At 68.8% G+C, this 20,449-nt stretch carries 16 protein-coding genes; 7 read left to right on the top strand and 9 right to left on the bottom strand.

Annotated elements, in window-relative coordinates; translation table 11 throughout:
* Nucleotides 1-26 precede the first annotated feature (26 nt).
* Both J3A72_RS03655 and baeS read right to left on the bottom strand, forming a co-directional pair.
* Complete coding sequence (locus J3A72_RS03655; protein ID WP_075075639.1) at nucleotides 27-716, bottom strand: response regulator; 690 nt, start codon at nucleotides 714-716, stop codon at nucleotides 27-29.
* Nucleotides 713-2,104, bottom strand: a complete 1,392-nt coding sequence (baeS, locus tag J3A72_RS03660; RefSeq protein WP_046433068.1) for a sensor histidine kinase efflux regulator BaeS — start codon at nucleotides 2,102-2,104, stop codon at nucleotides 713-715. The genes J3A72_RS03655 and baeS overlap by 4 nt, the downstream gene beginning before the upstream one ends.
* Nucleotides 2,105-2,232: 128 nt before the next feature.
* Between baeS and smeA the strand changes: the two genes are divergently transcribed.
* Genes smeA through smeC form a run of 3 tightly spaced genes read left to right on the top strand, consistent with a single transcriptional unit; the run spans nucleotide 2,233 to nucleotide 8,003 of the window.
* A complete protein-coding gene (gene smeA, locus J3A72_RS03665) occupies nucleotides 2,233-3,429 on the top strand; it encodes a multidrug efflux RND transporter periplasmic adaptor subunit SmeA (RefSeq protein ID WP_075077035.1) in 1,197 nt (398 codons plus the stop codon).
* 12 nt (nucleotides 3,430-3,441) lie between these two features.
* The gene (gene smeB / locus J3A72_RS03670) at nucleotides 3,442-6,591 is read left to right on the top strand and encodes a multidrug efflux RND transporter permease subunit SmeB (RefSeq protein ID WP_075077036.1); all 3,150 of its coding nucleotides are present in this window, start codon (nucleotides 3,442-3,444) and stop codon (nucleotides 6,589-6,591) included.
* The gene (smeC, locus tag J3A72_RS03675; protein WP_053495851.1) at nucleotides 6,588-8,003 is read left to right on the top strand and encodes a multidrug efflux transporter outer membrane subunit SmeC; all 1,416 of its coding nucleotides are present in this window, start codon (nucleotides 6,588-6,590) and stop codon (nucleotides 8,001-8,003) included. The genes smeB and smeC overlap by 4 nt, the downstream gene beginning before the upstream one ends.
* 150 nt (nucleotides 8,004-8,153) lie before the next feature.
* On the opposite strand, the gene mnmG is transcribed toward smeC, so the two are convergent.
* The gene (mnmG, locus tag J3A72_RS03680; protein WP_053495853.1) at nucleotides 8,154-10,043 is read right to left on the bottom strand and encodes a tRNA uridine-5-carboxymethylaminomethyl(34) synthesis enzyme MnmG; all 1,890 of its coding nucleotides are present in this window, start codon (nucleotides 10,041-10,043) and stop codon (nucleotides 8,154-8,156) included.
* A gap of 556 nt (nucleotides 10,044-10,599) precedes the next feature.
* Nucleotides 10,600-11,091: a hypothetical protein gene (locus J3A72_RS03685; RefSeq protein ID WP_032957537.1), complete on the bottom strand. Its 492-nt coding sequence runs from the start codon at nucleotides 11,089-11,091 to the stop codon at nucleotides 10,600-10,602.
* A gap of 160 nt (nucleotides 11,092-11,251) precedes the next feature.
* Here J3A72_RS03685 and J3A72_RS03690 point away from each other — a divergent pair, with 160 nt between their 5' ends.
* Both J3A72_RS03690 and J3A72_RS03695 read left to right on the top strand, forming a co-directional pair.
* Entirely contained in the window at nucleotides 11,252-12,214 is a 963-nt protein-coding gene (locus J3A72_RS03690) for a pyridoxal-phosphate dependent enzyme (protein ID WP_053496516.1), read from the top strand.
* Nucleotides 12,211-12,843, top strand: a complete 633-nt coding sequence (locus tag J3A72_RS03695) for a YdcF family protein (protein ID WP_080281832.1) — start codon at nucleotides 12,211-12,213, stop codon at nucleotides 12,841-12,843. The genes J3A72_RS03690 and J3A72_RS03695 overlap by 4 nt, the downstream gene beginning before the upstream one ends.
* 1,359 nt (nucleotides 12,844-14,202) lie before the next feature.
* Here the strand turns inward: J3A72_RS03695 and bioC are convergent.
* The 5 genes from bioC to bioB all read right to left on the bottom strand — a co-directional run bounded on the left by bioC (nucleotide 14,203) and on the right by bioB (nucleotide 19,041).
* On the bottom strand, nucleotides 14,203-15,087 hold the full coding sequence (bioC, locus tag J3A72_RS03700) for a malonyl-ACP O-methyltransferase BioC (RefSeq protein WP_014648766.1): 885 nt from the start codon (nucleotides 15,085-15,087) through the stop codon (nucleotides 14,203-14,205).
* 12 nt (nucleotides 15,088-15,099) lie between these two features.
* A complete protein-coding gene (locus tag J3A72_RS03705; RefSeq protein WP_075076222.1) occupies nucleotides 15,100-15,879 on the bottom strand; it encodes an SDR family oxidoreductase in 780 nt (259 codons plus the stop codon).
* A 29-nt stretch (nucleotides 15,880-15,908) separates the two neighbouring features.
* On the bottom strand, nucleotides 15,909-16,688 hold the full coding sequence (gene bioH, locus J3A72_RS03710) for a pimeloyl-ACP methyl ester esterase BioH (protein WP_032957531.1): 780 nt from the start codon (nucleotides 16,686-16,688) through the stop codon (nucleotides 15,909-15,911).
* A gap of 18 nt (nucleotides 16,689-16,706) precedes the next feature.
* Nucleotides 16,707-17,930: an 8-amino-7-oxononanoate synthase gene (gene bioF / locus J3A72_RS03715; RefSeq protein WP_014648763.1), complete on the bottom strand. Its 1,224-nt coding sequence runs from the start codon at nucleotides 17,928-17,930 to the stop codon at nucleotides 16,707-16,709.
* 67 nt (nucleotides 17,931-17,997) lie between these two features.
* Nucleotides 17,998-19,041 carry a biotin synthase BioB gene (bioB, locus tag J3A72_RS03720; protein WP_075076223.1) on the bottom strand — a complete coding sequence of 348 codons (1,044 nt, stop codon included), beginning with the start codon at nucleotides 19,039-19,041 and terminating at the stop codon, nucleotides 17,998-18,000.
* 161 nt (nucleotides 19,042-19,202) lie between these two features.
* On the opposite strand from bioB, the gene J3A72_RS03725 reads away from it, so the two are divergent.
* Entirely contained in the window at nucleotides 19,203-19,766 is a 564-nt protein-coding gene (locus J3A72_RS03725) for a DUF3658 domain-containing protein (RefSeq protein WP_075076224.1), read from the top strand.
* 109 nt (nucleotides 19,767-19,875) lie between these two features.
* A complete protein-coding gene (locus J3A72_RS03730; protein ID WP_197602793.1) occupies nucleotides 19,876-20,442 on the top strand; it encodes an HAD family hydrolase in 567 nt (188 codons plus the stop codon).
* Nucleotides 20,443-20,449 lie beyond the last annotated feature (7 nt).

Below are 20,449 nucleotides of genomic sequence, written 5' to 3' on the forward strand. Positions count from 1 at the left end.
TGCCGGCCAGCGGCCGGCACTACCGGCTAGGGTTCGTAGCTGTAGCCCATGCCGTACACCGAACGGATCGGTTCGCCTTCCATGCCGGCGTCGGCCAGCTTGCGGCGCAGGTTGCGCACATGGCTGTCGACGGTGCGGTCGACCACCACGCGGTGGTCCAGGTAGAGGCGGTCGAGCAGCTCATCGCGCGCCCAGATCCGGCCGGGCGTGGCCAGCAGGGTGCGCAGCAGGCGGTATTCCACCGGCGTCAGGTCCAGGCCCTTGCCGTTCCAGGTGGCGCGTGCCGCCGGTTCGTCGATATGCAGCCCGCTGTTGGCGCGTGCAGCGGGGTCCGGGCGGTAACGGCGCAGCACTGCCACCACCCGCGCCACCACCTCGCGCGGACTGAACGGCTTGCAGATGTAGTCGTCGGCACCGATGTCCAGGCCCAGCAGGCGGTCGATCTCTTCCACCCGCGCCGTGACCATGATCACCGGTACATCGCTGCCGGCGCGCAGTTCGCGGCACAGGTCCACGCCATCGCGTTGCGGCAGCATCAGGTCCAGCAGCATCAGGTCGGGCTGGTAGCGGGCGAATGCGTCGATCACCTGGCCGCCATCGTCCACCCATTCGCTGGTCATGCCGGCGGCGGCCAGGTAGTCACGCAGCACCGAGGCCAGGCGTGGCTCATCCTCGACGATCAGGATCTTCGCGGACGCGGCGGGGGACAGGCTCATGCGGACTCCGGCAGGGTGACGACCACGCGCAGCCCGCCCAGCGGCGAGGGCTCGGCGTGGATATGGCCGTGGTGGGCGAGGATGATGTTGTGGCTGATGGCCAGGCCCAGCCCGCTGCCGCCGCTGGCGCGGTTGCGCGAACTCTCCACCCGGTAGAAGCGCTCGAACAGCAGCGCGCACTTGTCGGCCGGTACGCCCGGCGCGGTGTCTTCCACGATCAGCTGCACGCCGGCGGGCACGCGCGCAGCCTGCACGCGCACGCGGCCGCCGCCATGGGTATAGCGCAGTGCGTTTTCCAGCAGGTTGGCCAGCACCTGCTGCAGGCGGCGCTCGTCACCGGACACCTGCAGCGGTGTGGCGGGCAGCGCTTCTTCCAGTGCCAGCCCCGCCGTGGAGAAGCGCACGCGCATGCCATTGAGCTCGCTACGCACCAGCGCCACCAGGTCCAGCGGGGCGAAGCGGTAGGCCAGGCCGCCGGACTGGGTCATCGACAGGTCGTGCAGGTCGTCGATCAGCTTGCCCAGCTGGCGGATCTCGCCCTGCAGGGCACCCAGGTTGGCGCGGTCCAGCGGGCGGATACCATCCTCGATGGCCTCCAGTTCGGCGCGCACCACCGCCAGCGGCGTGCGCAGTTCGTGCGAGATGTCGGCAATGAAGGCGCGGCGGTTGCGCTCGGTGTCGTCCAGCGCCTGCGCCATCCGGTTGAAGTCGTTGACCAGTGCATCCAGCTCGTCATCGCTGGTGCGCTCGATGCGGGTGGCGTAGTCGCCGGCGGCGAGCCGGTGAGTGGCGGCGGCCAGCTTGGCCAGGCGCTGGCGCAGCGCGCGCGACACCAGCCAGGCCAGCACTACGGTCACCAGCAGCAGTGAGATGCCGATCACCCACCATGCGCGCATCTGGGTGTTGTAGAAATTCAGGTCGTTGGTGGCGATGACGGTCTGGAACGGCACCATGCCCAGCCAGCCGACGGTGTGCCCGTCCAGCTGCACCGGATGCGGCTCGTCGTCGCTGATCGCGTCCGGGTTGCCGGCCACGAACCGATGCTGCGCATCGAACAGGCCCAGCCGCGAGGGAACGCCGGTCTGGTCGGACAGCGGCGGCACGGGCCCCTCGTGCCCATGGCCCAGGTCCGGGCGCAGCAGCCGCGCCCAGCGGTCACTGTCGCCGCGCAGATGCTCCCAGCCGCCGTGCGTGCGGTACTCGCGCTGCAGGTGTGGCATCACGCGCTGCATGCGCAGGTCGCCCTGGTCGTTGAGGTAGTCCAGGAAGCCGGTCTGGAACGCCACGCGGCTGGCAATGCCGTTCACTGCCAGCACCAGCAGGCAGGCGGTGAAGATCGCGAGGAAGGTCTTCGCGGTCAGGCCGAATTTGAATCGAATCTTCGCCATCGCCGGGCCATTAGCGGCGCATGCGGCGCCGAAAGCAAGCGCCCGCTGAGCCGGTCGCACAATCTCCATATTCTCTGCACACTTTCACGGCAGCGTGCACGGGTCAACGAAAGGCCCCCACGCCCCCCATGTCACTCCTGCGTCCGCTGTTCCGCTCCCCCCGTGCGTTGTTGTTGCCCCTGCTGCTGGCCCTGGCGGCCTGCTCGGCGGGCAGGACCGAGGCCCCGGCCACCCCCGAAGTCGGCGTCGTCACCGCCCGCGCGCAACCGCTGGCGCTGCAGCAGACCCTGCCCGGCCGGGCGGTGCCGTTCGAGGTGTCCGAGGTGCGGCCGCAGATCGGTGGGCTGATCCGCCAGCGGTTGTTCACCGAAGGCCAGCAGGTCAAGGCCGGGCAGCTGCTGTACCAGGTCGATCCGGCGCCGTACCAGGCCGCCTTCGATACCGCGCGTGGCCAGCTGGCGCAGGCCGAGGCCGCTGTGCTGTCGGCGCAGCCGAAGGCCGAGCGCACCCGCACGCTGCTGGGCATGGACGCGGCCAGCAAGCAGGACGCCGACGATGCCACCTCGGCACTGAAGCAGGCCCAGGCCAACGTGATTGCCGCGCGCGCGGCATTGCAGGCCGCCCGCATCAACCTCGACTACACCCGGGTGACCGCACCGATCGACGGCCGCATCGGTACCTCCAGCGTCACCGCCGGCGCGCTGGTCGCCGCCGGCCAGGACGCGGCACTGGCGACCATTCAACGGCTGGACCCTGTCTATCTGGATGTGACCCAGTCCAGCACGCAGATGCTGGCGCTGCGCAAGCAGCTCGACGCCGGCCTGGTGAAGGCCATCGATGGCAAGGCCCAGGTGAAGGTGCTGCTGGAGGACGGCAGCACCTATGCCCATGAGGGCACGCTGGAGTTCGTCGGCAGCGCAGTCGATCCAGGCACCGGCAACGTGGTGCTGCGCGCGGTCATTCCGAACCCGGAGGGCCTGCTTCTGCCGGGCATGTACCTGAAGGCGGTGTTGCCGATGGCCACCGATGCGCGTGCCCTGCTGGTGCCGCAGAAGGCGGTGCTGCGCAATGAACGTGGCGAGCCGCTGCTGCGCCTGCTCGACGCAAAGGATCGCGTGGTCGAGCGGCGGGTCAGCACCGGCCAGGTGGTGGGCAACCAGTGGCAGATCACGCAGGGCCTGAAGGCTGGCGAGCGGGTGATCGTCAGCAACGGCAGTGCGGTAGCGCTGGGCCAGCAGGTGAAGGCGGTGGCGGCCACCACGGCGCAGCTGGCGGCGATGCCGGCGGTCGACCCGAACGGCAACACCGACGAAAAGTCGCACTGAGGCCTGCCGCGCATGGTTCGTTTCTTCATCGACCGGCCGATCTTTGCCTGGGTGATCGCCATCGCGGTCAGCCTGCTCGGCCTGCTCGCGATCCTGATCCTGCCGGTGGACCGCTACCCGCAGATCGCCCCGCCCACCATCACCATCCGCGCCACCTACACCGGCGCCTCGTCGCAGACCGTGGAAAACGCGGTCACCCAGGTCATCGAGCAGTCCCAGCAGAGCCTGGACCACCTGATGTACATGACCTCGACCAGTGCTTCCGATGGCTCGGCGCAGGTCAACCTGGTGTTCGCCACCGGCACCAACCCGGACACCGCGCAGGTGCAGGTGCAGAATCAGCTGCAGGCCGCTATGGCGACGCTGCCGCAGGCGGTGCAGCAGAACGGCCTGACCATCACCAAGTCCAGCGGTTCGATCTTCGAGGTGCTGTCGTTCACCAGCGAAGACGGCAGCATGGACAACTTCGATGTCGCCAACTTCATGGAAGCGCGCATCGACGACCAGATCAGCCGCGTCAGCGGTGTCGGCAACATCCAGCCGATCGGCCAGGAATACGCCATGCGTATCTGGCTGGACCCGGAAAAGATGCGCCAGTACGCGCTGATGCCGTCGGACATCGAGACCGCACTGCAGGCGCAGAACACCGACGTGTCGGCCGGTGAACTCGGTGGCCAGCCGGCGCTGAAGGGCCAGCAGCTGGACGCGACCGTGACCGCGCGCAGCCGCCTGCACACGCCCGAGCAGTTCGCGCAGGTGGTGCTCAAGGCCGATGCCAATGGCAGCGTGGTGCACCTGGGCGACGTGGCGACGATCGGCCTGGGCCCGGAAAGCTATGACAGCATCAGCACGTTCAACGGCAAGCCGTCGGCCTCGCTGGGCATCGAGCTCAACGCCGGTGCCAACGCCATCGCCGTCTCCAAGGCCGTCGAGGCACGGCTGCAGCAGCTGCAGAAGTACTGGCCGCATGGCTACACCTACCACGTGGCGTTCACCACCACGCCGTTCGTGACCATCTCGCTGAAGGAAGTGGTGATCACCCTGATCGAGGCGATCGCGCTGGTCGTGCTGGTGATGTACCTGTTCCTGCAGAACTGGCGGGCCACGCTGATCCCGACCATCGCGGTGCCGGTGGTGCTGCTGGGCACCTTCGGCGTGCTGGCCGCCTTCGGCTATTCGATCAATACGCTGACCATGTTCGCGCTGGTGCTGGCCATCGGCCTGCTGGTGGACGACGCCATCGTGGTGGTGGAGAACGTGGAGCGGGTGATGACCTTCGAAGGGCTGGCACCGAAGCCAGCCACGTTGAAGGCGATGGGCCAGATCACCGGCGCGCTGGTCGGCATCGTGCTGGTGCTGACCGCGGTGTTCCTGCCGATGGCGTTCTTCAGCGGTGTCACCGGCGTGATCTATCGCCAGTTCTCGGTGACGATCGCCGCTGCGATGATCCTGTCGGTGCTGGTGGCGATGACCATCACCCCGGCGCTGTGCGGCAGCATCCTGCACCAGATTCCCAAGGGCGGCCATCCGCATGGCGACCACGCTGGCGAGCCGGGCCTGCTGGGCAAGTTCTTCATCTGGTTCAACCATCGCTTCGAGCGCACCTCCAACCGACTGCGCCATCGCGTCGACCGCTTCCTCGGCCGGCGCACGCTGGGCGTACTGTTCTACCTGGTGCTGAGCGTGGCCACCGGCCTGTTGTTGTGGCACCTGCCGGGCGCGTTCCTGCCCGATGAAGACGAGGGCATGCTCAACGCGCTGGTGAAGCTGCCCGCCGGGTCCACGCTGGAGCAGACCCGTGCCGTGATGGATCGCCTGAGCGCCGCCGCGGTGAAGGACGACAGCGTACTGTCAATCCAGGCCACCGCAGGTTTCAGTGTCAGCGGCAGTGGCCAGAACGTCGGCCAGGCCTTCATCCGGCTCAAGGATTGGGACGACCGCAAGGACGATGCCGATACCATCGCCGCGCGCTTGACCGCGGCCATGGCCAGCGTGCCCGATGCGCAGGTGTTCATCACCTCGCCACCGGCCATCCTCGGCCTCGGCGATGCCGGTGGCTTCACCCTGGAACTGCAGGACGAAGGCGGTGCCGGCCACGCCGCCGCCGTGGCCGCGCGCAACACGCTGCTGAAGGAGGCTGCCAAGGATCCGAAGCTGGTCAACGTGCGCTACGCCAGCCTGGAAGACGCGCCGGTGTACGCGGTGAAGGTGGATGACGCCAAGGCGCAGGCGATGGGCGTGAATCCGCAGGACATCAATGACACCTTGAACGCCGCGCTGGGTGGCGACTTCGTCAACAACTTCATCTACAAGGGCCGCATCAAGAAGGTGTTCATCCAGGGCACGGCCGAAGCCCGCATGCAGCCGCAGGACATCGAGCGCTGGAGCGTGCGCAACCAGGCCGGCCAGATGGTGCCGCTGTCGTCGCTGGTCAGCGCGCACTGGACCAGTGCGCCAGCCGCATTGCAGCGCTACAACGGCGTGTCGGCGATGGAGATCACCGGCCAGCCGGCGCCCGGCGTCAGTTCCGGCGAGGCGATGGCCGAGATCGCGCGCCTGGCCGACACACTGCCGGATGGCTTCAGCCATGCCTGGTCGGACATGGCCTACCAGGAACAGCTGTCGGGCAACCAGGCGCCGATGCTGTACGCCATCTCGCTGCTGTTCGTGTTCCTGTGCCTGGCCGCGCTGTATGAAAGCTGGGCGGTGCCGTTCGCGGTGATGCTGGCAGTGCCGGTGGGCGTGTTCGGCGCCGTGCTGATGATGAACCTGCGTGGCCTCAACAACGACGTGTACTTCCAGGTCGGCCTGCTGACCACGATTGGCCTGGCAGCGAAGAACGGCATCCTGATCGTCGAGTTCGCGCGCATCCTCGAGCAGCAGGGCAGGAGCACCCGCGACGCGATCCTGCAGGCGGTCTACCTGCGGCTGCGACCGATCGTGATGACCTCGCTGGCATTCCTGATGGGTGTGCTGCCGCTGGTGTTCGCCACCGGCGCCGGTTCGGCCGCGCGCCGTTCGCTGGGCACGGGCGTGGCCGGCGGCACGGTTGCCTCGATGGTGCTGGGCATGTTCTTCGTGCCGTTGTTCTACCTGCTGGTGCGCCGCCTGTTCCCGGGCCGCGCGCCGGCCGACGCCACTGCCCCGGAGGCACGCCCATGAAGCCGATGCTGTTGCGCGCCCTGGCGGCCGCAACGATGACCACCGTGCTGGGCGGCTGCGCGAGCATGGCCCCGCACTACCAGCGCCCCGAGGCGCCGGTGCCGGCACAGTTCGCCAATGCCGCCACCGGCGAGACCGGGCCCGCACTGGCGATGCCGGCCTGGCGCGAGGTGTTCCTGGAACCGCGCCTGCAGCAGGTCATCGCGCTGGCACTGCAGAACAACCGCGACCTGCGCGTGGCGGTGATGCAGGTGGAGAAGGAACGCGCGCAGTACCGCATCCAGCGTGCGGCGCTGCTGCCATCGGTGGATGCCAGTGGCAGCATCACCCGCTCGCGGGTGAGCGATGCCAACAGCGGGACCGGTGCCACCCAGGTGACCGAATCCGACAACGTGCAGGTCGGCATCAGCAGCTGGGAACTGGACCTGTTCGGGCGCATCCGCAGCCTGAAGAACGAGGCGCTGCAGAACTGGCTGGCCAGTGCCGAGAACCAGCGTGCGGCGCGCACCAGCCTGGTGGCGGAAGTGGCCACGGCCTGGCTGGCGCTGGCGGCCGACGAGCAGTCGCTGGCGTTCACCCGGCAGACGCTGGACAGTCAGCAGCAGACCCTGCAGCGCACCGAGGCCCGCCATGCACAAGGCCTGGCCTCGGGCCTGGACCTGTCGCAGGTGCAGACCAGTGTGGACGCCGCGCGCGCTGCGCTGGCCAGGCTGCAGGCCCAGCAGGCGCAGGATCGTGATGCGCTGCAGTTGCTGGTGGGCGCGCCGCTGGAGGCGGCACTGCTGCCCGGCGCGCAGGCACTGGACGGCAGCGTGGCGCTGGCACCGCTGCCTGCCAACCTGCCCTCAAGCGTGCTGCTGCAGCGCCCGGACGTGCTGTCGGCCGAGCACGCGTTGCAGGCGGCCAACGCCGATATCGGCGCCGCGCGCGCCGCGTTCTTCCCGACGCTGACGCTGACTGCCAACTACGGCCACAGCTCCACCGCGTTGTCGACGCTGTTCTCGGCCGGCACCCGCGGCTGGTCGTTCGCGCCCAGCATCACGGCGCCGATCTTCCACGCCGGTGCGTTGAAGGCCTCACTGGATGCCTCGAAGATTGGCAAGGACATCGGCATCGCTCAGTACGAGAAGGCGATCCAGCAGGCCTTCAGTGAAGTGGCCGATGCCCTGGCCACGCGCGATCACCTGGGCGCGCAGATGGAGGCACAACGGGCACTGGTCGCCGCCAGCCAGCGCAGCTACACGCTGGCCGAGGCGCGCTATCGCACCGGGCTGGACGGCTATCTGCAGGCGCTGGATGCGCAGCGCAGCCTGTTTGCCGCGCAGCAGGACCTGATCGCGCTGCAGCAGCAGGAAGCGGGAAACCGGGTGACGCTGTTCAAGGTGCTGGGCGGTGGCGCAGACGCACGGTAACGCGCCCTGCTCTGGTAGGTGCCGACCTTGGTCGGCACGGAAGCATGGAGTGTCGCGATCTGATGATTCGTGCCGACCAAGGTCGGCACCCACCAAGGCAGATTCATGTGCCGACCAAGGTCGGCACCCACCAGAAGCGGACGGTGCTGCCTACGCCACGCGGCCGCGGCGTGCACGCTCCAGGTGCACCAGCAGCAGCGAGATTGCCGCCGGGGTCATGCCCGGGATGCGCTGCGCCTGGCCGATGGTCTGCGGACGCACGCGTTCCAGCTTCTGCAGGGCTTCGGCCGACAGCCCGCGCACCGTGGCGTAGTCGAAGCCTTCGGCGATCGGCGTGGCTTCATGCCGCTGCTGGCGCTCGATCTCCTCGCGCTGGCGGTCCAGGTAGCCGGCGTACTTCACGCCGATCTCCACCTGCTCGGCCACCTTGGCGTCGGCCACGGCCGGGCCCAGCGACGGCACCTGCATCAGCTGCGCGTAATCCAGCTCGGGGCGCTTGATCAGGTCCAGCACGTTGGTTTCGCGGCTGACCGCCACGCCCAGCGTGTCCTGCACTTCGCGGCCCAGTGCGTTGGCCGGGGTCGCCCACAGCGCGCCCAGGCGCGCGCGCTCGGCGGCGACGGCGGCCTGCTTGGTCTCGAACGCGCTCCAGCGCTGGTCATCCACCAGGCCCATCTCGCGGCCGGCCGGGGTCAGGCGCTGGTCGGCGTTGTCCTCGCGCAGCTGCAGGCGGTATTCGGCGCGGCTGGTGAACATGCGGTACGGCTCGTTGGTACCGTGGGTGATCAGGTCATCCACCAGCACGCCCAGGTAGGCCTCGTCGCGACGCGGGCACCAGCCGTCCAGCCCACGCACCTGGCGTGCGGCGTTGAGGCCGGCCAGCAGGCCCTGCGCGGCGGCTTCCTCATAGCCGGTGGTGCCGTTGATCTGGCCGGCGAAGAACAGGCCGTTGACCAGCTTGGTTTCCAGCGAAGCCTTCAACCCGCGTGGATCGAAGAAGTCGTACTCGATCGCGTAGCCGGGGCGGGTGATGTGCGCGTTGCCGAAGCCGCGGATGCTGCGCACCATCTCCAGCTGCACGTCGAACGGCAGCGAGGTGGAGATGCCGTTGGGGTAGATCTCGACGATGCCCAGGCCTTCGGGTTCGACGAAGATCTGGTGGCTGGCCTTCTCGGCGAAGCGCACCACCTTGTCCTCGATGGACGGGCAGTAGCGCGGGCCGATGCCTTCGATCTGGCCGCTGTACAGCGGCGAGCGGTGCAGCGCGTCGCGGATGATCTGGTGGGTCTGTTCGGTGGTGTGGGTGATCCAGCAGCTGACCTGCTGCGGATGCTCGTCCACCGAACCCAGGAAGGACATCACCGGGCGCGGCGAATCGCCGGGCTGCTCGTCCATCACGCTGTAGTCCAGCGAGCGGCCGTCGATGCGCGGTGGCGTGCCGGTCTTCAGGCGGTCCACCTGGAACGGGCGCTCGCGCAGGCGCGCGGCCAGCGTGGTGGCCGGCGGGTCGCCCATGCGGCCGGCGGCGTACTGGGTCGGGCCGACATGGATCTTGCCGGCCAGGAAGGTGCCGGCGGTCAGCACCACGGCCTCGGCATCGAAGCGCAGGCCGGTCTGGGTGATGACCCCGCGCACGGCGTCGCCTTCGATGACCAGGTCATCGACGGCCGCCTGGAACACGGTCAGGTTGGCCTGGCCTTCAACGATGGCGCGGATCGCCATGCGGTACAGGTTGCGGTCGGCCTGGCAGCGGGTGGCGCGCACGGCCGGGCCCTTGGAGGCGTTGAGGGTGCGCCACTGGATGCCGGCACGGTCGGCGGCATGCGCCATCGCACCACCCAGGGCGTCGATTTCCTTGACCAGGTGGCCCTTGCCGATCCCTCCGATGGCCGGGTTGCAGCTCATCGCGCCCACCGTTTCGATGTTGTGGGTCAGCAGCAGGGTGCGCACGCCGGTACGGGCCGCGGCCAGCGCGGCTTCGGTGCCGGCGTGGCCACCGCCGATGACGATGACGTCGTAACGATGAAAGGACGGGTTCATGGGGCTGTTCAGCTGGGGGCAGGCGCGGCCGGGGCGGCCGGGGCGGCGCCGGGGTGGCGATTTTAGCGCCATTCGGGGCCGCGGCGTCGGTGCCGGCCGGCCGGCGTCGAAATCAGCCCTAAAGTTGGCAGGATTATTGCAGATAACCCAATAGCACCCACCGTGGCTGGCGCCGCAGGCGCCCGTGACCGGAATTGGAACAGGGGCCGGTACAGGCGCACGGTGGGGGAGCAGAGGGCCGGCAGTCGGGGGACTGTCCGGCCCTGTTTTTTTGGGATTGCCGGGAAAGGCCCGACCACGCATGGCGTGGATCTACCGACGCTGGGGCTCTCTCCGGTTGGCGACCCGGCAAAACAGACGGCCCCGCAGTGCGGGGCCGTCTGTCTTCAGAGGTGCCGACATCCGACAGGGCCGGAACAGGGGGGATCCAGATGTTCCTGTCGGATATCGACGTAGAGATTTTTGCGGCGGCCCGTCTCGCTTTTTGTCACTTTGTGACGCGGGCCGTCACCGGTTCCGTAGAGTGCAACCTGGACCGGGTGAAATGCAAGACGGTTCAGCGCTCAACTGTGCGCTGCGTCCCACGATCCATGTTGCGCCACGGGGAACCGTTCATCCTCGGCGCGCTCGGCGCCGGGGTCGGACGGGCCGGCGGTGGCGGCGCCGACGGCTGGATGTTCGACTGCGGCGGGCGACGCATCGAGTCCATGTTCCGCCACGGCGAACCGCCGTTGTACGACGGCCGCGGCGGCGGCGGCGGACGGTTCTCGCCACCGTTGCCGGGCGGGCGCGGTGGCGGACGGTGGTTGTGCGGCGGGCGGTAGATCGGGCGCGAGTAGTACGGATTGCCATAGCCGCCGTAGTAGCCGCCATAGCCGCCGTAGTAAGGGTAGCCGTAGTTGTAGGGATAGCCGGCCGGGTAGCGGTACTCCACCGACGGCGCACCGTGGTAGTAGCTGCCGCTGCGGCCACCGCCGACATAGTCGTAGGTGGTGCAGCCGGTCAGGGCCAGCAACAGGCCACCGGCAAGCATCAGGCGCGTTTTCATGGTGGGTCCCCCCAGAGGACGGGTTGTGCAGTCAGCTTCGTGCGCAGGCGTTGAATCGGCCCTTAACTTCACTGGCCAGGATGAATGGAGGTGAAGGCCCTCATGCTGGCATGACCTGTGCCGGGGTCGCCAGCGTGGGGCCATACGTTAATCTTGCGTCATGAGCGATTCACTGTTGCCCCGTGCCGACGATGTCCTGGCTGCCGCTGCGCGGATCGCGCCGCACGCCAGCGTGACCCCGGTGCTGCGCTCGCGCACGCTTGATGCGCTGGCCGGCGCGCAGCTGGCGTTCAAGGCCGAGCACCTGCAGCGCGGCGGCGCATTCAAGTTCCGCGGGGCCTGCAACGCGGTGTGGTCGCTGGATGCCGATCGCGCCCGTGCCGGCGTGGTCACCCATTCGTCCGGCAACCACGGCGCTGCCCTGGCCCTGGCCGCGCGCACCCGTGGCATTCCCTGCCACGTGGTGGTGCCCGAAGGTGCGGTGGCGGCCAAGCTGGCCAACATCGCCCGCCACGGTGCCACGCTCTGGCGCTGCCCGCCGACCATCGCCGACCGCGAGGCCGCCTGCGCCAAAGTACAGGCTGATACCGGCGCGACCCTGGTCCATCCCTATGCGGACCCGGCGGTGATGGCCGGGCAGGGCACCGCGGCCCTGGAGCTGCTGCACAGCGACGGTCCGTTCGACGTGCTGGTAGTCCCAGTCGGAGGGGGCGGCCTGGCCAGCGGTACCGCCCGGGCCCTGCAGCTCGCCAGCCCGCAGACCCGGCTGGTGCTGGCCGAACCGGCCGGCGCCGATGACACCGCGCGCTCGCTGGCCGCAGGCGAGCGCCAGGGCGCGTTCACCCCTGACACGATCTGCGACGGCCTGCGTACCCTGATCGGCGCCCCCAACTTCGCGCTGCTGCGCGCGGCCGGCGTCGAGGTGATCGTGGTCGACGACGCCGCCACCATGGCCGCGATGCGCCTGCTGTGGGAGGTGCTCAAGCAGGTGGTCGAGCCGTCCTCGGCCACCGTGCTGGCCGCGGTGCTGGCACAGCCGCAGCGGTTCGCCGGCCTGCGGGCGGGCCTGGTGCTGTCCGGTGGCAATGTCGACCTGCCCGCGCTGCGTTGGGGGGCGCCTTGAGCCGCGACGGGCACCGGCCCCGCACCGGCCTGCTGGGCTGGCTGTGGCGGCTGTTCGTGCTGCTGGTGGTCTGGCTGCTGGGCGTGACCGCCTGGATCGTCTGGGTGGGGGAGCGCGACCAGGCAGCCAAGGCCGACGCCATCATCGTGCTCGGTGCGGCGGCCTATGACGCCAAGCCGTCGCCGGTATTCGAAGAACGCATCCGTCATGGCCTGGATCTCTATGAAGCCCGGTACGCGCCACTGCTGATCTTCACCGGCGGCTACGGTGGCACCGGCGCGCGCTTTTCCGAATCGCAGGTGGCGCGGCGCTATGCGCTCAAGCATGGCGTGCCGGACGATGCGATCCTGATCGAGACCGCCTCGCGCAACACCGTGCAGAACCTGGTCGAGGCCAAGCGGCTGATGGACCAGCGCGACCTGCACCGGGTGATCATCGTCAGCGACCCGTTGCACATGGCGCGCGCGCTGCGCCTGAGCAAGGCGCTGGGCATCGATGCGCTGGCCTCGTCCACGCCCAGCACGCGCTTCCGCAGCTTCCACACCAGCTGGCGCTTCCTGGTGCAGGAAATCTATTTCTTCCACCGCGACCTGGTGCGGCCGCCGCTGAGTTCGCCGGCCAACACCTGAGGCGGAAACCTGATTTGGGCAGACGCCCATCGTGGAAACGTGAGGTTGCCGGCCAGCGGCCGGCACTACCAGCCGGTCAGGTCTGCCTGCGCCGGATCGGGATCGCCGACACCGCCCGGATTGGGTGGGTGCCGACCAAGGTCGGCACCTACAGAGCGATTCGCGCACGGTGTTGCATGCGGTAGTGCCGGCCGCTGGCCGGCAGATGTCCATCGTGGAATCGTGAGGTTGCCGGCCAGCGGCCGGCACTACCAGACGATCAGGTCTGCCTGCGCCGGATCGGGATCGCCGACACCGCCCGGATTGGGTGGGTGCCGACCAAGGTCGGCACCTACAGAGCGATTCGCGCACGGTGTGGCATGCGGTAGTGCCGGCCGCTGGCCGGCAGATGTCCATCGTGGAAACGTGAGGTTGCCGGCCAGCGGCCGGCACTACCAGCCGGTCAGGTCTGCCTGCGCCGGATCGGGATCGCCGACATCGCCCGGATTAGGTGGGTGCCGACCAAGGTCGGCACCTACCCGGGCGATTCGCGCACGGTGTGGCATGTGGTAGTGCCGGCCACTGGCCGGCAGACGCCCATCGTGGAATCGTGAGGTTGCCGGCCAGCGGCCGGCACTACCAGACGATCAGGTCTGCCTGCGCCGGATCGGGATCGCCGACACCGCCCGGATTGGGTGGGTGCCGACCAAGGTCGGCACCTACAGAGCGATTCGCGCACGGTGTTGCATGCGGTAGTGCCGGCCGCTGGCCGGCAGATGTCCATCGTGGAATCGTGAGGTTGCCGGCCAGCGGCCGGCACTACCAGACGATCAGGTCTGCCTGCGCCGGATCGGGATCGCCGACACCGCCCGGATTGGGTGAGTGCCGACCAAGGTCGGCACCTACCCGGGCGATTCGCGCACGATGTGGCATACGGTAGTGCCGGCCGCTGGCCGGCAGATGTCCATCGTGGAATCGTGAGGTTGCCGGCCAGCGGCCGGCACTACCAGACGATCAGGTCTGCCTGCGCCGGATCGGAATCGCCGACACCGCCCGAATTGGGTGGATGCCGACCAAGGTCGGCACCTACAGAGCGATTCGCGCACGGTGTGGCATACGGTAGTGCCGGCCGCTGGCCGGCAGAGGTCCACCGTGGAATCGTGAGGTGCCGGCCAGCGGCCGGCACTACCAGACGATTAGGTCTGCTTGCGCCGGATCGGAATCGCCGACACCGCCCGAATTGGGTGGATGCCGACCAAGGTCGGCACCCACCCGGGCGATTCGCGCACGGTGTGGCATACGGTAGTGCCGGCCGCTGGCCGGCAGAGGTCCACCGTGGAATCGTGAGGTTGCCGGCCAGCGGCCGGCACGACCGGGCGATCAGGTCTGCTTCCGCCGGATCGGAATCGCCGACACCGGCACCGAGGCCACGTCGTGCCCGCCTTCGCGGATCGGCGCGCCCGGGTCCGGTGCCCAGGCGTGGGCGTAGATTACTTCCCAGCTGCTGGGCAGCTTGCCGTCGGCGCGTCGCATCGGTTCATACGCCGCTGCCGCCGCGGCGAAGCGGCCACGCCCGGTCAGCGTGTGGCGGCGGTCCACCCGCGCATTGGTCGCGCCCATCGCGCGCAGCTCCCGCATCAACGAGGGCAGGTCGTCGTAGGTCAGGGTGAACAGGTCGCGGTCCAGCACCGGGTCGCGGAAACCGGCCATCATCAGCGCATCGCCGAACTGGGCGATCTGCGCGAAGCGGCTCACGTGCGGGCGGTCATCGGCGGCCGCGAACGCTTCGTTGAGTTCGACCAGCGTATCCGGGCCGAAGGTGGAGCACAGCAGCAGGCCGCCGGGCTTGAGCACGCGACGGAAGCCGGCGAACACCGCCGGCAGGTCGTCCACCCACTGCAGGCACAGGTTGCTGAAGATCACGTCCACGCTGTTGTCGGCCAGTGGCAGCGCGGCGGCGTCGCCGCACAGGCGCTGGAACGGCTTCCACCAGCCGGCCTGGCGCTTGGCCTGATCCAGCATCGGCAGCGCCACGTCCAGCGCGATCACCTGCGCCTTCGGCCAGCGCTTCTTCATCAGCGCACTGGCGTGGCCGGTACCCGCGCCGATGTCCAGCACTACCTCGGGCTTGCGTGCCTCCAGGTAGTCCAGCGATTCCACCAGCCGCGCCTGCACCTCGCGCTGCAGGGCGGCGGCGGCGTCGTAGCTGTTGGCGGCGCGGGCGAACGCGCGGCGGACATGGCGGGCATCGAAGTGGGACGGCATTGCGAAAGTCTCTTAGAACGTACCGGGGTAGGCGCCGCCGTCGATCAGCAGGTTCTGCCCGGTGAGGTAACCGGCCTGTGCGCTGCACAGGAAGGCGCAGGCCGCGCCGAATTCATCCGCCGTGCCGAAGCGGCCGGCCGGGATCTGCTGGCGGCGGCGTTCGGCCACTTCGGCAGCATTGCCGTCCTTGCCCGCACTGTGGGCGAAGTTGGCGCGCAGGCGGTCGGTGTCGAACTGGCCGGGCAGCAGGTTGTTGATTGTGACGTTGTGCGCCACGGTACGGCGCGACAGCCCGGCGACGAAGCCGGTCAGGCCGCTGCGCGCGCCGTTGGACAGCGCCAGGATGTCGATCGGGGCCTTCACCGCCGACGAGGTGATGTTGACGATGCGGCCGAAGCCACGCGCGATCATCGCGTCCACGGTCGCGCGGATCAGCGCGATCGGCGCCAGCATGTTGGCGTCCAGTGCGGCGATCCAGTCGTCGCGCTCGAAACTGCGGAAGTCGCCCGGCGGCGGGCCACCGGCATTGGTGACCAGGATGTCCACCTGCGGGCACGTGGCGAGCGCTGCGGAGCGACCGGCCTCGGTGGTCACGTCGGCGGCGACCACGCGGACTTCGGCGGCGCCGGGCAGGGCGCGCAGCGCTTCGGCGGCGGCCTGCAGCGCAGCCTCACCACGGGCCACGATCACTAGGTTGACGCCCTCGCGCACCAGCGCACGCGCGCAGCCCAGGCCCAGCCCCTTGCTTGCGCCGCAGACCAGTGCCCAGCGGCCGTTGATACCCAGATCCATGCATCAATCCTGCGGAATGAGGAAGGCGCTCATTGTCCGCCATCGGCCGGTGACAGGCCGGCAACGAAGTGTTGCAGGGCGGCGGCCACCTCGTCGGCATGGCCGAGGAAGGGCGCATGGCCGCCGTGGGCGATGGTCAGCGCCTGCGCACCGGGGGCCAGTGCCGCGGCGGCCTGCATTGCCGCCGGAGACACCAGCCGGTCACGCTGGCCGGCGATCCACAGGCTGGGCTTGGCCAGCGTCGGCAGTGCGCCACGCAGGTCGGTGCTTTCCAGCAGGCGCAGGCCTTCCAGCAGGGCGCGTTCGGTGGGTGCACCGCGCTCGACCAGGCGCTGGCGCAGCGTGCGCAGCTCCTCGCGGGCGTGTGCCGAGCCCATTACATCCAGCGCCAGGAAGCGTTCCAGGGTGCCACCGAAGTCGGTGGCCAGCTCGCGCCCGAACTGCTCGAACACCGCCGGCTCCACCGCATGCGGCCAGTCGTCGCCACGCACGAAGCGCGGCGTGGCCGCGATCATCGCCAGCCCGCGCACCTTCGGCAGTGTCGCGGCGGCGTGCAGCGCGAACAGGCCGCCCAGCGACCAGCCGCACCACACCGCAGGCGGCGTGGCCGCGGCAATGGCATTGACCACGAACGGCAGGCGCAGCGGCGTGGTGTCCTCGCGGCTGTGGCCATGGCCCGGCAGATCAACCAGATGCAGGGTGAAGTGATCGGCCAGGCGTTGCACCAACGGCGCGAACACGCCGCCCTGCAGGGCCCAGCCATGGATCAGTACCAGGTCCGGCCCCTGGCCGGTGACGTCGATATGCATGGGGAAACGGCAACAGGCTCAGGCGAAGACAGGCAGCGGCGGTGGCGCGGCCTCACGCGCGGCCAGGTCGACGCGATCGCGCGCGCTGGCAATGGCTTCGACCAGGCCACGCACCTGCTCGGGGGTGTGCAGCGCGGACAGCGTGACGCGCAGGCGCGCCTTGCCTTCGGGAACCGTGGGCGGGCGGATCGCGCCGACCAGCCAACCGGCCTGTTCCAACGCCTGGGACATCGCCACGGCGCGATGGTCGTCGCCACACAGCAGCGGCTGGATCGGCGTTTCCGAGGCCATCAGGTCCAGGCCATGGCGGCGGGCTTCGCCGCGGAACAGCGCGATCAGATCGGTCAGTTTCGAGCGCCGCCAGTTGTCACGGCGCGCCAGGCGCACCGCTTCCAGTGCTGCGGCGGCCAGCGCCGGCGGCATCGCAGTGGTGTAGATGTACGGGCGTGCGGTTTCGGCCAGGTGCTCGACCAGGTCGTCGCGGCCCAGCACCAGCGCGCCGGAACCGCCCAGTGCCTTGCCCAGCGTGACCAGCTGCAGCGGCACATCGTCCACGCCCAGCCCGGCGGCGGCCACGGCACCACGGCCATCACCGACCACGCCCACGCCGTGCGCATCGTCCACATAGAACAGCGCCTGCTGCAGGCGTGCCACCAGCGACAATGCACGCAGCGGTGCGATGTCGCCATCCATGCTGAACACACCGTCGGTGGCCAGCATCGCCGCGCCATCGGGCGCGTGCTTGAGCTGGCGCATCGCGCCTTCGGCGTCGAGGTGCGGATAACGGCGCAGGCGCGCACCCGCCAGCCGCGTCGCATCGAGCAGGCTGGCGTGGTTGAGCTTGTCCTGCACGCACACATCGTTCTCTTCGCTCAGCAGCGCCTGCTGCACGGCCAGGTTGGCGGCGAAGCCACTGCCGAACAGCAGCGCGCGCGGGTAGCCCAGCCACTCCGCCACTTCGCGCTCCAGTGCCTCATGCAGAGCGTGGTGGCCGCAGACCAGATGCGAGGCGCCCGCGCCGGAGCCTTCGCGTGCGGCCGCATCCTGCAATGCGTTGACCACGCTGAACTGCTGGGCCAGGCCCAGGTAATCGTTGCTGCAGAAGCCGGTCAGCCACTGGCCGTCCACCTCCAGGCGGACGCCATCACGACGGCTGACCGTGCGCCGCGTGCGGCGACGGCCTTGGGCATCGCGCAGGGCGCGTTGGGCGTGGAGGCGGGCGGTCAGGTCGGGGCGGGCCATGGCGGCTGAATGCGGCGACGGGGCGGCTAGGGTAGCGCGTTGCCGCGGCGCCTGCTTGCGGCCCGTCTCAGGCCGCGTGAGCGCAGCCACAGGCGGGCGCATCGGCGCTGATATCAGCGTGCACGGTGCCGCCGTGGTCGTGGCCCTCGGCATCCACCTGCACCGCCATCGGCTGCAACCCCAGCCGTGCGAACAGGGCCAGGTCGCGCTCGCTCTCCGGGTTGCCGGTGGTCAGCAGCTTGTCGCCGTAGAAGATCGAGTTGGCACCGGCCACGAAGCACAGCGCCTGCAGTTCGTCGCTCATCGCCTCGCGACCGGCCGACAGCCGCACCATCGAACGCGGCATGGCGATGCGTGCCACCGCGATCATGCGCACGAACTCGAACGGATCCAGTTCGGCACTGCCATGCAGCGGCGTGCCCGCCACCTGCACCAGCTTGTTGATCGGCACCGAATCGGGATGCGCCGGCAGCGTGGCCAGCGCCAGCAGCAGGCCCACGCGCTGCGCGCGCGTCTCGCCCATGCCGACAATGCCGCCGCAGCAGGTTTTCAGACCGGCATCGCGCACGTGCGCCAGCGTGTCCAGGCGGTCCTGGTACTGGCGCGTGTGGATGATCGAATCGTAGTAGTCCGGCGCGGTGTCGAGATTGTGGTTGTAGTAGTCCAGGCCGGCGTCCTTCAGCGCACGCGCCTGCTCGCCACTGAGCATGCCCAGCGTGGCGCAGGTTTCCAGGCCCAGCGCCCTCACCCCGGCGATCATCGCCGCCACCTTCGGGATGTCGCGGTCCTTCGGCGATCGCCACGCGGCACCCATGCAGAAGCGCGATGCGCCGGCAGTCTTGGCCTGGCGTGCCTTGGCCAGCACCGCGTCGGTGTCCATCAGCTTCTGCGCGTTCACCCCGGTGCTGTAGCGCTGTGCCTGCGGGCAGTACGCGCAGTCTTCCGGGCAGCCGCCGGTCTTCACCGACAACAGCGTGGACACCTGCACCTGCGCTGGGTCGAAGTGCTCGCGATGGACTGCGGCGGCGCGGAACAGCAGCTCGGGGAACGGCAGATCGAACAGCGCCTGCAGTTCGTCGTGTTGCCAGTCGTGGCGGATGGCAGCAGCCATGGCGGGACCTTGGGGTACGAGTGAAGCGAGGGCGGCAGTGTGGGTGGGTTGGTTAGTCCTGTCAACTTTGCTGTTTCTCATATGGTTTACATTGGTTGACCGCCATGAATGGGCGCTACGGTGTAAGTTCATTGCTGCATACGGACGCGCGAGCACGTGCCATGAACAGCTACCAGCCCTACCCGATCCGCCGCGACGCGGTGCTGTGCAGCCTTGCCGAACTGCCCGACGGCGGCCTGCGCGTGGTGCTGGATGATCTGCGCCAGTCCGACACGCCAGGGCAGTGGAAGAACCACGTCTTCGTGACCTTCAAGGACTACCCGGCAGGGCAGCTCGATCCGGCGACGTTGCCCAAGGAGGAGCTCGAGGCTTTCGGCCACTATGTGCTGGTTCGCCTGTTGGCCATCAATGGCTGCCTGCGCGATACGGACGAGCGCTCCGACAACGATGCCCATCTCACTGACCAGGCGCGGCAGAACATCGCCGCGCTGACCAGCGAGGACATCGCCTCGATCGATGAGCAGCTGTTCTCCCTCTGCGACGGGCAGTTCCGAAAGATCGCCTACATTGTGGGCATGGTCATGTCGCTGCAGCCGAAGTGCCGATCGGGAATTCCCGATGTGTTCTATGCAGGGCGTGTACGCATGCTGGTGGAACGGGGCATGTTGCAGGCACAGGGCGACCTCACGCGGATGGGCTGTTGCGAAGTGCGCGTCCGGCAGTAGGCTTGCGCCCACCAGGACCTGGCTGGAACTGTGCTTACATCTACCTGCTGGAAGGACACATGCTGAAGTCCATCCAGAAGATGGCGGCAGCCGAGGCAATGAAAGAAGGATGCGCATGGAACCGGACACGATGCCGCAGGGCGGAAAGCTGCTGATACTCGATCTGGATGAGACGCTGGTGCATGCCAGCGAGCGTGAACTGGAGCGACCCGCAGATTTCCGCCTCGTCGGCTACCACGTCTACCTGCGGCCCCATCTGCAGGCATTCCTCGACTATGCCTTTGCCCATTTCACGGTGGGTGTGTGGACGTCGTCCGGGCAACTGTACGCCGAACCGCTGGTGGACCGGCTGATGCCGGGGCGTCCGCTGGCGTTCCTGTGGTCCGCGCCGCGGTGCAGCACGGCCCGTGATTGGGAAACCGGCGGTTACACCTCGCAGAAGCGGCTGGGCAAGCTGAAGCGCCACGGCTTCCGTTTGGAGCAGATGATCGGTATCGATGACACGCCCGGCAAGTACGCCAGAAACTACGGAAATCTGGTCGCGGTGCGTGAGTTCACCGGTGATCCGGCTGATGACGAGCTGGCCCATCTGCAGCTGTATCTGGAGTGGCTGCGGCAGCAGCCCAACGTGCGAGCGGTGGAGAAGCGCCGGTGGCGGGAGCGCCTGCACGCATAGGTAGCTG

Origin of the sequence: Stenotrophomonas sp. PvP093, assembly GCF_017876915.1 — a bacterium.
GTDB lineage: Bacteria > Pseudomonadota > Gammaproteobacteria > Xanthomonadales > Xanthomonadaceae > Stenotrophomonas > Stenotrophomonas muris.

Excerpts from the sequence above, each read along its gene's own strand:
- J3A72_RS03655 (WP_075075639.1), bottom strand. The coding sequence starts at position 716 with ATGAGCCTGTCCCCCGCCGCGTCCGCGAAGATCCTGATCGTCGAGGAT.
- baeS (WP_046433068.1), bottom strand. The coding sequence starts at position 2,104 with ATGGCGAAGATTCGATTCAAATTCGGCCTGACCGCGAAGACCTTCCTC.
- smeA (WP_075077035.1), top strand. The coding sequence starts at position 2,233 with ATGTCACTCCTGCGTCCGCTGTTCCGCTCCCCCCGTGCGTTGTTGTTG.
- smeB (WP_075077036.1), top strand. The coding sequence starts at position 3,442 with ATGGTTCGTTTCTTCATCGACCGGCCGATCTTTGCCTGGGTGATCGCC.
- smeC (WP_053495851.1), top strand. The coding sequence starts at position 6,588 with ATGAAGCCGATGCTGTTGCGCGCCCTGGCGGCCGCAACGATGACCACC.
- mnmG (WP_053495853.1), bottom strand. The coding sequence starts at position 10,043 with ATGAACCCGTCCTTTCATCGTTACGACGTCATCGTCATCGGCGGTGGC.
- J3A72_RS03685 (WP_032957537.1), bottom strand. The coding sequence starts at position 11,091 with ATGAAAACGCGCCTGATGCTTGCCGGTGGCCTGTTGCTGGCCCTGACC.
- J3A72_RS03690 (WP_053496516.1), top strand. The coding sequence starts at position 11,252 with ATGAGCGATTCACTGTTGCCCCGTGCCGACGATGTCCTGGCTGCCGCT.
- bioC (WP_014648766.1), bottom strand. The coding sequence starts at position 15,087 with ATGCCGTCCCACTTCGATGCCCGCCATGTCCGCCGCGCGTTCGCCCGC.
- J3A72_RS03705 (WP_075076222.1), bottom strand. The coding sequence starts at position 15,879 with ATGGATCTGGGTATCAACGGCCGCTGGGCACTGGTCTGCGGCGCAAGC.
- bioH (WP_032957531.1), bottom strand. The coding sequence starts at position 16,688 with ATGCATATCGACGTCACCGGCCAGGGGCCGGACCTGGTACTGATCCAT.
- bioF (WP_014648763.1), bottom strand. The coding sequence starts at position 17,930 with ATGGCCCGCCCCGACCTGACCGCCCGCCTCCACGCCCAACGCGCCCTG.
- bioB (WP_075076223.1), bottom strand. The coding sequence starts at position 19,041 with ATGGCTGCTGCCATCCGCCACGACTGGCAACACGACGAACTGCAGGCG.
- J3A72_RS03725 (WP_075076224.1), top strand. The coding sequence starts at position 19,203 with ATGAACAGCTACCAGCCCTACCCGATCCGCCGCGACGCGGTGCTGTGC.
- J3A72_RS03730 (WP_197602793.1), top strand. The coding sequence starts at position 19,876 with ATGCGCATGGAACCGGACACGATGCCGCAGGGCGGAAAGCTGCTGATA.